Origin of the sequence: Aeromonas sp. 3P (assembly GCF_051919745.1) — a bacterium.
GTDB classification, from domain to species: domain Bacteria; phylum Pseudomonadota; class Gammaproteobacteria; order Enterobacterales; family Aeromonadaceae; genus Aeromonas; species Aeromonas veronii.
This window is the reverse complement of the sequence record NZ_JBQBED010000001.1, coordinates 4,491,522-4,503,246: the sequence shown is the minus strand read 5'-3', so window position 1 is coordinate 4,503,246 and position 11,725 is coordinate 4,491,522. Positions and strand designations below refer to the sequence as shown.

12 protein-coding genes are annotated in these 11,725 nt (G+C 58.8%); 8 read left to right on the top strand and 4 right to left on the bottom strand.

Annotated elements, in window-relative coordinates:
• Positions 1–148: 148 nt before the first annotated feature.
• Positions 149–409, top strand: coding sequence for a hypothetical protein (locus ACTG19_RS21010; protein WP_439989534.1), 261 nt, complete (start codon positions 149–151; stop codon positions 407–409).
• Positions 410–589: 180 nt separating this feature from the next.
• Here ACTG19_RS21010 and dapB read toward each other — a convergent pair whose 3' ends face one another.
• Positions 590–1,402, bottom strand: a complete 813-nt coding sequence (gene dapB / locus ACTG19_RS21005) for a 4-hydroxy-tetrahydrodipicolinate reductase (RefSeq protein ID WP_005347132.1) — start codon at positions 1,400–1,402, stop codon at positions 590–592.
• 273 nt (positions 1,403–1,675) lie between these two features.
• Here dapB and ACTG19_RS21000 point away from each other — a divergent pair, with 273 nt between their 5' ends.
• From ACTG19_RS21000 to serA, 5 genes are all read left to right on the top strand, one after another.
• Entirely contained in the window at positions 1,676–2,656 is a 981-nt protein-coding gene (locus tag ACTG19_RS21000) for an alpha/beta hydrolase (RefSeq protein WP_236380889.1), read from the top strand.
• A gap of 438 nt (positions 2,657–3,094) precedes the next feature.
• Positions 3,095–4,429: a Na+/H+ antiporter NhaC family protein gene (locus tag ACTG19_RS20995; RefSeq protein ID WP_139442559.1), complete on the top strand. Its 1,335-nt coding sequence runs from the start codon at positions 3,095–3,097 to the stop codon at positions 4,427–4,429.
• Between the two features lie 211 nt (positions 4,430–4,640).
• Positions 4,641–5,237, top strand: a complete 597-nt coding sequence (locus ACTG19_RS20990; RefSeq protein ID WP_069526714.1) for a 5-formyltetrahydrofolate cyclo-ligase — start codon at positions 4,641–4,643, stop codon at positions 5,235–5,237.
• 161 nt (positions 5,238–5,398) lie between these two features.
• Positions 5,399–6,052, top strand: coding sequence for a ribose-5-phosphate isomerase RpiA (gene rpiA / locus ACTG19_RS20985; RefSeq protein WP_005353106.1), 654 nt, complete (start codon positions 5,399–5,401; stop codon positions 6,050–6,052).
• Between the two features lie 324 nt (positions 6,053–6,376).
• Positions 6,377–7,609, top strand: coding sequence for a phosphoglycerate dehydrogenase (serA, locus tag ACTG19_RS20980; protein WP_162628365.1), 1,233 nt, complete (start codon positions 6,377–6,379; stop codon positions 7,607–7,609).
• Between the two features lie 81 nt (positions 7,610–7,690).
• Here serA and ACTG19_RS20975 read toward each other — a convergent pair whose 3' ends face one another.
• A complete protein-coding gene (locus ACTG19_RS20975) occupies positions 7,691–8,071 on the bottom strand; it encodes a diacylglycerol kinase (protein ID WP_005337641.1) in 381 nt (126 codons plus the stop codon).
• A gap of 144 nt (positions 8,072–8,215) precedes the next feature.
• On the opposite strand from ACTG19_RS20975, the gene ACTG19_RS20970 reads away from it, so the two are divergent.
• Together ACTG19_RS20970 and aac(6') are read left to right on the top strand one after the other, a co-directional pair.
• A complete protein-coding gene (locus ACTG19_RS20970) occupies positions 8,216–9,280 on the top strand; it encodes a 3-deoxy-7-phosphoheptulonate synthase (RefSeq protein ID WP_005353109.1) in 1,065 nt (354 codons plus the stop codon).
• 6 nt (positions 9,281–9,286) lie between these two features.
• Positions 9,287–9,745, top strand: coding sequence for an aminoglycoside 6'-N-acetyltransferase (aac(6'), locus tag ACTG19_RS20965; protein ID WP_113739211.1), 459 nt, complete (start codon positions 9,287–9,289; stop codon positions 9,743–9,745).
• 22 nt (positions 9,746–9,767) lie between these two features.
• On the opposite strand, the gene ACTG19_RS20960 is transcribed toward aac(6'), so the two are convergent.
• Both ACTG19_RS20960 and btuC read right to left on the bottom strand, forming a co-directional pair.
• Complete coding sequence (locus ACTG19_RS20960; protein WP_439989612.1) at positions 9,768–10,565, bottom strand: ATP-binding cassette domain-containing protein; 798 nt, start codon at positions 10,563–10,565, stop codon at positions 9,768–9,770.
• A 65-nt stretch (positions 10,566–10,630) separates the two neighbouring features.
• Positions 10,631–11,638, bottom strand: coding sequence for a vitamin B12 ABC transporter permease BtuC (gene btuC / locus ACTG19_RS20955; RefSeq protein ID WP_439989533.1), 1,008 nt, complete (start codon positions 11,636–11,638; stop codon positions 10,631–10,633).
• Positions 11,639–11,725: the final 87 nt, after the last annotated feature.

Below are 11,725 nucleotides of genomic sequence, written 5' to 3'. Positions count from 1 at the left end.
AACCCGGCAGATTTCTGGCAAATTGGGCGCATTCTACTTAAAAAAAGTGGCATTTCAACGTCTTTTCTCAGATGAAATGCATCTAAATTCAATAAAAAAGCAACATTACCCATTATCTATGCACTAAACCGCTTTGCAACCCCCTCCTATGAAAGAAAAGGAAAAACCACCACCAAAAGATGCTACCAAGCCAGCGATAACGACAAAAACAAACAAAAAAACCAATAAAAACAATAGCATTTATTTTTACACAAAAAACATTAATGACAAATTAAACGTTTTTATGATGACAAGAGTGAACGTGAAAAATGGAAAACGTTTTTCTGTGTTTGAATTTTTAGTCTTTTCCAGTCCGTGTAAAAAAATGGCTTTATCCGCCATAAAGATGCTCAAATCTGTTACCTGGTGATGACATTCAGGAAGGGAAAATCTGGCGGATAACGCAATAGTGTGATTTATAAGGCGTTCAGATAAAAATTGCCGATAGCGTGTCTTTTTACACAAACTCTGGCTGACTGACAGCAAAAACCCCGGCAAGCCGGGGTTTTTCACTGGGGTAGCAGTAATACGAAAGTGCCGCTCAGAGGCATCACTTGAGATTGAGCACATCCTGCATGTCATAAAGACCGGCCCCCTGCTGACCAAGCCACTTGCCCGCCCGCACAGCACCGTTGGCGAAGGTCAGGCGGCTGGAGGCCTTGTGGCTGATCTCCACCCGCTCGCCGATATCGGCAAACATGACGGTATGCTCCCCCACCAGATCGCCGGCGCGAATGGTGGCAAAGCCGATAGTGTTGCGATCCCGCTCGCCGGTGATCCCCTCGCGACCATAGACGGCGCACTCCTTGAGATCCCGGCCCAGCGTTTTGGCGACCACTTCCCCCATGGAGAGCGCAGTACCGGATGGCGCATCCACCTTGTGGCGATGGTGGCCCTCGATGATCTCGATGTCGGTGTAATCCCCCATCACCTTGGCGGCCTGTTCCAGTAACTTGAACACCAGGTTGACCCCGACCGAGTAGTTGGAGGCGAACACGATACCGATCTGCTTGCCCGCCTCTTTCAGAGCAGCCTTGCCTGCATCGTCAAAACCGGTGGTGCCGATCACCATCTGCTTGTGGTGGGCCAGTGCAAAGGCCAGATTGGCAAGGGTCACCTCGGGGCGGGTGAAGTCGATGATGAGATCAAACTCATCGCGCACCTTGTCCAGACTATCGCTGATGGCCACGCCCAGATGGCCCAGCCCATTGAGCTCACCGGCATCAAGGCCGATCACCGCCGAACCCGGCCGCTCCAGCGCGGCACCGACCACTACGCCATCGGTGTTGGTGATGGCCTCCAGCAGCACCTTGCCCATACGACCATTACAGCCCATCACGGCCACACGGATCGGATTGTCCATCTCCACCCTCTCATCTCTTTTAATTATGGAAAGAGACCGTTTTACCAGCCCGCGCCGGGTTTGAAAAGCCATGATGCCACCACGCCTTGCTGCACTCGCCAACGGCAGCGCCCGCTGGCTGGCCATGAACTTCCTTTTGGTCACAGGCCGTTTTTCATCGTCTCACTCCATCATTTGGCAGACCGGGTGCCATCTGATAGGTTCGAACGAGTGAAATGCCAGCATAAGCAAAATCAGGGCAACGCCCGTGTCGATATCAAACGAGGTGCAAGGATGAGCGCAGGATTGCTGTTTGCTGTGGGGTTGATATCACTGACCCTGGTCATGCTGGCCGCGGCTCTGCTGTTTGGCGGGCCGAACCCGGCACCGGCGATGGCCAGCATGAACGACCCTTTCAAGGGGAGTGGCTGGAGCAACATGCCACCTCTCTCAAGATACCCGGCGCGTGACGGCACACAGTTGGCCTATCGGCACTATGGCGCAAAGGAGCACGCAGAGAACAACAAGGTCAAGGGCAGCGTGGTACTGGTTCATGGCTCTTCTGCCAGCAGCCAGAGCATGCACAAGATGGCGAGCGCCTTTTCGCAAGCGGGATACGACGCCTACGCCCTCGATATTCGCGGCCATGGCGCATCGGGCAACAAAGGCACCATTGCCTACATCGGCCAGCTTGAGGATGATCTGGAAGATTTCATCAAGTCGGTAGCCCCCGACAAGCCTGCAACACTCGTCGGCTTCTCGTCAGGGGGTGGCTTTGTCCTGCGTGTTGCTGGCAGTGCGCGACAAACTCTGTTCGAGAGCTATCTGCTGCTCTCCCCCTATCTCGGCCCCACCGCCGCCAACTACCGGCCCAACAGCGGTGGCTGGGTGCGTGTCGGCTTGCCTCGCCTCATCGCCCTGAGCATCCTCAACGGTTTCCATATTTCCGCACTCAACCATCTGACCGTGCTGAACTTTGCCCTTAATGATGAGGCGAAATCCCTGCTGACCCCCTCTTACTCCTTCAACCTTGCCTCTAACTTTCAGCCGGAGCGCGACTATCAGCAGAATTTGCGCAATGTGCAATGCCCCTGCGCCGTGGTCGCGGGTGCAAATGACGAAGCCTTCCAAACAGATCAACTTGAACCTGAGTTAAGACGTCTCGGCATCTCCTGGCCTGTCACCCTGCTGCCCGGAATTGGCCACATTCCGCTGACGCTGGAACAGGATGCTCTCGCGACAGCCGTTCAGGCGGTAGAGAAACTGACACAGTAACCACACAGCCCAGGTCTTGTGTCCACGCGTTCTGGAAATATCCGCACCATGCTCACGTAGAGATAGAGAGAGGTGCGGCTGACGTTTGGCAGCGGGAGAAATCCCCAAGATGGCATGCAGAGATCTTATCGTTTCCCTCTTTCCTTATTAAAGGCACGCGATACCCCCAGATACCCGCGGACTGTGTCAGAACAGTAATGAACAATAAACAGCGCTAACTTCTTTTTCCGAATATTCTTTGGATATCTCAACAACACCAGAATCATCAAACAAAAACACTTATCCATCTGGACGTCTATCTTGACCAAGCGAGGTTGACTCACTACTGTGGGCACCCCAATGCGGCAGGATGCCCGCCCTGTTTTCCCCCTATCCCTATCCGATACAGGTACAAAGCAGTTTATGACAGGAGGTCATTGTTCAATTTCAGAGGAACACATGATCCAGACTCAACCCAGTGCCAGGGCCTTGCTGCCACTTCTGGTTTTTCTCGCACTCTTTATCGGTACCGGTACCTGGCTGACCCTGCAGGGGGTCGAGTTCGCCTTCTATCAGCTGCCCGCTCCGGTTGCAGCCTTGCCTGCGGTGATGCTCGCCCTGCTGCTTGGCAAAGAGAGCTTCAACAGCAATCTGGAGACCTTCTTCAAGGGGGTCGGCCACAGCAATATCATGGCGATGTGCCTTATCTATCTGCTGGCGGGCGCCTTTGCCAGCGTGGCCAAGGCCACCGGCGGGGTTGATGCCACCGTGGCGCTGGGCCTGTCGCTCATCCCTGGCTGGGCGCTGTTGCCCGGGCTGTTCCTCATCTCTGCCTTTATTGCTACCGCTATGGGCACCTCCATGGGCACCATAGGTGCCGTGGCGCCGGTGGCCCTTGGCGTAGCGCAGGCAGCCGGTATTGATTCTGTGCTGATGGCAGGCACCATTCTCTCCGGCGCCATGTTTGGCGATAACCTCTCCATCATCTCCGACACCACCATAGCAGCAACCCGCAGTCAGGGGTGCGAGATGAAGGACAAGTTCCGCGAGAACTTCAAGATTGCGGCCCCTGCCGCCATCGCGGTGATCCTGCTCTATCTGACCCTGGGCTCAGTGGGTGAATCCCCTGCCAGCGGCAGCGCCATCGAGCTGTTCAAGGTGATGCCTTATCTGCTGATCCTGGGGCTGGCGCTCGCCGGGGTGAATGTGTTTGTGGTGCTGGGGATCGGCATTCTGGCCGCCGGAGTGGTGGGCATGATCAACGGCTACGCCATCGGTCAGTTCAGCAAGGATATCTATCAGGGCTTTACCGGCATGCAGGAGATCTTCCTGCTCTCCATGCTGATCGGCGGTCTCGGCGCCCTGATGGATCGTCAGGGTGGTCTGGCCTGGATCAGTGAGCGCATCAGCGCCCTGATTGCCCGTTTCACTCGCGAGCACAATGGTGAACAGAACGAGAAAGCCGCCGAGCTCGGCATCGCCGGGGTGGTGAGCCTCACCAACCTCTGCACCGCCAACAACACGGTGGCTATTATCGTCGCCAGCAAGGTAGCCCGGGATCTGGCCGAACACCACGGTGTCACCCCGCGACGCGCCGCCTCCATGCTCGATATCTTCTCCTGCGTGGTACAGGGTCTGATCCCCTGGGGCGCACAGGCGCTGCTGCTGGGATCCATCTTCGCCCTGTCGCCGCTAGCCGTGGTGAGCATGAGCTTCTACCCGATGGCTCTCGCGGTAGCGGCACTCATTGCAGTGTTTGTGAAGCACCAGATGCGCGGCAAGGCTGAGAAGTAACTGACCAGACGCTGGCGTGCCGACATGCCATCAACAGGGGCCCCCCCTGGCCCTTGTTGACTCACTATCGGACCAGCCAGCATTTATCCTACCGTCCCGGGCATCCGCCGTCCGGGGCGGGAGTTCCCCTGTCCCCCTTAACGTCAAGAGTGAATGTGCTAAGGTAGAGCGCGTTCAAGCCATCGATGCGCAGCTATACCAGAGGTTCCCCATGCATGAGTCCCAACCCGAACGTCAATCCCTGCGCCAACTGGTTCGTCAACGCCGCAAAAATCTGAGTCCGGCCGAGCAGCAGGCGGCGGCCCAACAACTGCTGGCCCAGTTCAAGCAACACCCCGAGATCCTCGCCGCCAAACGCATTGCCCTCTATCTGGCCAATGATGGGGAGATCAACCCCTTGCCCACCATCCATTGGCTGTGGGCCCAGCACAAAGAGGTCTACCTGCCGGTGCTCCACCCCTTTACCCCGGGTCACCTGCTCTTTTTGCGCTATACCGCCACCAGCCCCATGGTACGCAACCGTTACGGCATCGAAGAGCCGGAGCTGGATATTCTGCAAGTGGTGCCCCACAGCACGCTCGATCTTATCTGCACCCCGCTGGTCGCCTTCGATGCCCAGGGCAATCGCCTTGGCATGGGGGGCGGCTACTACGATCGCACTCTCGCCATCTGGCATGAGCACAAGCTGGGCCCCAAGCCACTCGGCATTGCCCACGACTGCCAGCAGGTAGATTCCGTCCCGCAAGAGGAGTGGGATGTGCCGCTGCCCCAGATCATCACCCCGAGCCACTGCTGGCGCTTTGAATAGGCTGTTTTTGGCAGGCAGCCCCTGCTTTGTGCGCGCAAACGCAGAATAAACAGGCAAACGATTTACAAAGTCCCTCTTTTTGCCCCGAAACGTGAGCAACAAGGTCGCGACGGGGTACCGGGTTGGATATAATGCGCCCGCTTTTTTCTTAAGGAACGATCATGACTCAAGATGAAATGAAGAAGGCGGCCGGTTGGGCTGCGCTCAAGTATGTGGTTCCCGGCACCATCGTCGGGGTGGGCACCGGCTCTACCGTCAACCACTTTATCGACGCGCTGGCGACCATGAAGGACGAGATCAAAGGGGCGGTATCCAGCTCCGTGGCCTCTACCGAGCGCCTCAAGGGCTTCGGCATCACCGTATATGATCTCAACGAGATCGACGCCCTCTCCGTCTATGTGGATGGCGCCGACGAGATCAACGCAACCCGCGACATGATCAAGGGCGGTGGCGCAGCCCTGACCCGCGAGAAGATCGTTGCCGCCGTCGCTGACAAGTTCATCTGCATCATCGACAACACCAAGACCGTCGACGTGCTGGGCCAGTTCCCGCTGCCGGTGGAAGTGATCCCGATGGCCCGCGAATACGTGGCCCGCGAAATCCGCAAACTGGGTGGCAACCCGGTGTGGCGTGAAGGGGTGGTCACCGACAACGGCAACCACATTCTGGATGTGAAAGGCATGGCCATTACCGACGCCAAGGCGTTGGAAGTGCGACTGAACGCCATTGTTGGCGTGGTCACCAACGGCCTGTTCGCCGCGCGCGGCGCCGATGTGGTCCTGATCGGTACGCCGGACGGCGTGATTACCCAGTAATCCCGATACCGGCAGCACAGTGCAGCGGCATTCTCCCTCGCCCGCCAGCGCCACTCTGCCACCTCTGACGCAGCAGCGGCGTTGATTGAGCCCCGGGATGGGATATGACCCAAACATTGCACTGTGAATAAATGACGGCGCCTGATGGCGCCGTTTTTATTTATCCCTCAACAAGTTGCATACGGATGTTTACAACATTCGTTGATAACTTCAAAGAATTTGACTTTCGTCACAAATATTCCCTCTCCCAAACGTTTTTGCTACTTTACGGTTTTCTTCGCACACCAAATCTGCACTTACGTTTGCACATACAGAGGGATCGTCATGACTGCCAAGTTTTCGTTGGACAAGGATAAAATCAAGGTTCTGCTGCTGGAGGGGGTTCACCCCAACACCGTAGAGACCTTTCGTGCCGCAGGTTACACCAGTGTGGAGTATCTCAAGACCTCGCTCTCCGAAGAGGAGCTGATCGAGCAGATCCGCGACGTCCATTTCATCGGGCTGCGCTCCCGCACCCAGATCACCGAGAAAGTCCTCGACGCCGCCAACAAGCTGGTCGCCATCGGCTGCTTCTGCATCGGTACCAACCAGGTCGAGCTGGAAGCGGCCCAGATCCGCGGTATTCCGGTCTTCAACGCCCCCTTCTCCAACACCCGTTCGGTCGCCGAGCTGGTACTGGGCGAGATCCTGCTGCTGCTGCGCGGCATCCCCGAGAAAAACGCCAAGTGTCATCGCGGCGTGTGGGAAAAACTGGCCAACCGCTCGGTGGAAGCGCGCGGCAAGAAGCTCGGCATCATCGGCTACGGCCACATCGGTACCCAGCTTGGCATCATCGCCGAAAGCATCGGCATGAAGGTTTATTACTACGATATCGAGAACAAGCTCTCGCTGGGCAACGCCATTCAGGTGCCAAGCATAGTCGAGCTGCTCAATATGTCTGACGTCATCAGCCTGCACGTACCGGAGACCGCCTCCACCAAGAACATGATCGGTGCCGAGCAGCTGCGGATGATGAAACCGGGCGCCATCTTCATCAACGCCGCCCGCGGTACCGTGGTGGATATCGATGCGCTGGCTGACGTCATCAAGAGCGGCCATATTGCCGGCGCCGCCATCGACGTCTTCCCGGTCGAGCCCAAGTCCAATGACGAAGAGTTCCAAAGCCCGCTGCGTGGGCTGGAGAACGTGATCCTGACCCCGCACATTGGTGGCACCACCCATGAGGCGCAGGAGAACATCGGGCTGGAAGTGGCCAACAAGCTGGTCAAATACTCCGACAACGGCTCCACCCTCTCCGCCGTCAACTTCCCGGAAGTGTCGCTGCCGGGCCACAAGGGCTCCAGCCGCCTGCTGCACATTCACCGCAACCAGCCGGGCGTGATGAACCAGATCAACCAGATCTTCGCCGAAGAGGGGATCAACATCGCCGGTCAATACCTGCAGACCAGCAGCCATATCGGTTACGTGGTGATCGACGTGGAGACCGAGCACAGCGAGAAGGCGCTCGCCAAGCTCAAGGAGATCAACGGCACCATCCGTGCCCGGATCCTCCACTGATAAGCCCTTATCTGCGCAGCAAAAAGCCCGTCGTGATGACGGGCTTTTTTATGAAGCAGAACCTAAAGGCAGCGTAGTGGCTTACCACCACCCCAACAGATTGCGGCCCACCAACGCGCCCCATACCAGGGCGTTCAGGGCCAACGCGATAAAGACGGCGGCAGAGCCCAAATCCTTGGCACGACCGGAGAGCTCATGATGCTCGGAGCCAACCCTGTCTACCACAGCTTCAATGGCAGAGTTGAGGATCTCGACAATTACCACCAGCCAGCTGATGACGATAAGCAGCAGGATCTGGTTGAGAGAATCCCCCAGCCAGAAGGCCAGCGGCATCAGCAACAGGATCAGCATCAGCTCCTGCCGAAACGCCGCCTCGTTAATCCAGGCTGACTTGAGCCCCTTCATGCTGTAACCGGTTGCGTTGATGATGCGGGTGACCCCGGTTGCCCCTGGCTTTGCCACGCTAACTACCTCATTTGGAATCGATTTTGGCCTCACATCCTATCAGAGCCCCCCAAGGTTTCAATCAGGGGACTTTTGCTTTATTTTATCTCTTTGCTTTTTCGCCCCTTGCGGCTGACACCACCCACTCGAGACTTGAGTTGTATGTCCATTCACACAGATGAATTGCGCACCCGTCGCCTGGAGTCACTGATCACTCCGAGCGAGCTTGCCCACGCGTTTCCGATCACCGATACCATTGCCCAGAATCTGCTGGATGCCCGTCGCGAAGTGGAAGCCATTCTGGCCGGAGACGATCAGCGCCTGCTGGTCATTGTCGGCCCCTGCTCTATCCATGATCCCGCTGCTGCTCGCGAGTATGCCCAACGCCTCAACGCCCTGCGCGAGCAGTATAAAGAGAGCCTCTGCATCGTGATGCGCACCTACTTCGAGAAGCCGCGCACCATCGTCGGCTGGAAAGGGCTGATCAACGATCCTCGCCTCGATGGCAGCTTCGACGTCAACGAAGGGCTGAAACTGGCGCGCAAACTGCTGGTCGACATCAACGAGATCGGCATGCCAACCGCCACCGAATTCCTCGATATGGTGACCGGCCAGTATATTGCCGACCTCATCACCTGGGGCGCCATCGGCGCACGCACCACCGAATCCCAGGTACACCGCGAGATGGCTTCGGCCCTCTCCTGCCCGGTTGGCTTCAAGAACGGCACCGACGGCAATACCCGCATCGCCATCGATGCGGTGCGCGCCGCCCGTCACAGCCACATCTTCTATTCGCCGGACAAGGACGGCAAGATGACCATCTACCGCACCGCCGGTAACCCCTTTGGTCATGTGATCCTGCGTGGCGGCCACCGACCCAACTACGACACCGCCAGTGTCGATGAAGCGTGTGAAGCGTTGGCCGATGTGGGCCTGCCGGAGCGTCTGGTGGTCGATTTCAGCCATGGCAACAGCATGAAGGATCACCGCCGTCAGCTGCTGGTGGCGCAAGATATCTGCGATCAGCTGCGCCGCGGCCGTACCGGCATCGCCGGCATCATGGCAGAAAGCTTCCTGGTGGAAGGGCGTCAGGATGTGGAGAACGGCTGCGCCGCCACCTTTGGCCAGAGCATCACCGATGCCTGCCTGTCATGGAGCGACACCGAAACCCTGCTGGCGATGCTGGCAGAGGCTGCACTGGTACGCCTTGCCAAGCGGCAAGCCTGAGCCCCGATGACGAATATCGGCTGGCAGATAGTCCCCCTCGACGAGACTCTGCTGGCGCAGTGGGCAACCCTGCGCCAGCAGCTGTGGCCGCACCACGCACTTTCGGCCCACCTGCAGGAAGGGGTTGAGATGTTGGCCAATGCACATCTCAACGCCTTTCTGGCGCTGGATGAGCAGAGTCAGGCGGTAGGCTTTGCCGATGCAGCCCTGCGCCACGATTACGTGAACGGCTGCGAAAGCAGCCCGGAGGTCTATCTGGAAGGAATTTATGTGCAACCGGCATCGCGCCAGCGCGGGCTGGCCCGCGCCTTGATTGTCCGGGTAGCGCAGTGGGGCCGTGAGCAGGGTTGCCGCGAAATAGCCTCCGATACAGCTATCGACAATTTACCCTCGCAGAACATGCACGAGCTACTCGGCTTCCGCGAAACAGAGCGGGTGGTCTTCTTCAAAAAGGCCCTCGGCTGACGCCAAGGGCCTTTCTTGTTTCTCACAAACTGGGCATAAACCACACGCGCCCCGCAGCTTCGATGCGGTTGGTGCGGATCTGGAATACCTGTGCCAGCAGCGCCTCATCCACCAGCTCGACACCCCCTTCGCGCACCACCGCGCCCCCTTGCAGGCAGAGAATTCGGTCGGCCCAGTCGATGGCCAGATTGATATCGTGGATGGCGAGCACCACCAGCAAGCCCTGCCCGGCCAGGGTTTTCAGCAACCGCAATAGCGCCAGCTGGTGATGCAGGTCGAGCCCCGCCAGCGGCTCGTCCAGCAGCAGCACCTTGCCGGTCGGATTGAGGCTCGGCCACATCTGCAGCAAGGTGCGGGCAATCAGCACCCGCTGCTGTTCGCCCCCCGACAACCGGCTGAAGTCACGAGCCAGCAAAGCTTCCAGCTCCAATGCCTCGCACAATGCATTTATCGCCTCGTTCTGTCTGGCGGGCGCAACCGCCTCATTGAGCCCGAGGCTCAACACCTGAAACACCGGAATATGAAACAGCTGGGGCTGACGCTGGGGCAGCATGGCACGCCGTTTGGCAAGCTCGGGCCAACTCAGGTCAGTAAGCACTTCCCCCCCCAGCAGCACTGTGCCATCGGCGGGTAAAATCCCCGCCAGCGCCCCGAGCAGGGTCGACTTGCCACTGCCATTGGGGCCAAGCAGCGCCACCAACTGGCCGCCATGCCAACGGATATTGAGGGGAGAGAGCCGTCCGGCAATGGCGAGCTCGCGCGCCTCCAGCAGCGGCGCAGTAGCACCAGAAGAAACCGGCATGTGATCAGCGGGTGACATCGGCATCTTGCCTCAACAACAGGTAAATAAGGAGACTGCGCGCCCCGACCAAATCATGCAGATATTCATGCAGCACCATCGGCAGTTTGCCTCAATAGCAGGTAGATAAAGAGCGGCGCCCCCACCGAGGCGGTGATGACGCCGATAGGCAACTCCCCCGCGCTCAGGGTGGATCGAGCAACCAAATCGGCCGCCAGCAGCAGGGCCCCGCCGCCGAGCGCCGAGGCGGGCAGCAGGAAGCGCTGATCGCTGCCGCCACAGAGCCGCAGCAGATGGGGTACCACCAGCCCGACAAAACCGATGACGCCGCAAAGCGACACCGCCAACCCGGTGAGCAGGCAGACCGCCAGCACCAGCCGCACCCGCATCCTGTCCACATCCATCCCCATCAGGCGAGCCTGGGTTTCCCCCAGCAGCAGCTGTTGCAGCACCTTGCCCTGGCGGCAGAGCCAGAGCAGGGTGAACGGCAACAGCAGCCACCACCAGCCAAGCTGCTGGCTGCCATAGGAGAGGCTGCCCATCATCCAGAACATGAACTCGCGCAGCGAGCTGTCGTCGGCAAAATAGAGCAGCCAGGTCATGGCGGCATTGGTGAGAATGCCGATGGCGACACCAAACAGCAGCAATCTGGCATGGCCGAGCCGGGCGCGGCGCGCCAGTCGAATGAGCAGCATGGTCACCAGCAGGGCGCCACCAAAGGCCGCCAGCGACAGCCCCCAGCCAGGCAGATAGACGCCGAGCGCCTTGGCCACCGCCATCGCCACCATGGCGGCCAGCCCTGCTCCGCTCGAGACGCCAAGCAGACCGGGTTCGGCCACCGGGTTGTGCAGCATCACCTGCAACACGGCGCCGCCACAGGCGAGTGCCGCCCCTGCCAGCAAGGCCAGCAAGGCACGCGGCAGACGCAGCTCCAGCAAAATGCGCTGCTCAAGCTCCCCCAGCGGCTGCCAGGGCAGCAGCACAAATTCACCCCACGCGAGGGAGAAGAGAAAAAGCAGCAGGGTCAGCAGCAAGAGGCCAAGCAGCCAACGCCGCTGCCAGCGCTGCTGACGCGCAACAAGTGAGAGATACAAGCAGGTTCCCCGCAACGAAAGAGGGTTTCTCCCCCGGCTGGCCACTCTGGCCGCGGAGGAGAATCGAGAGGGGGAATGATAACAGCG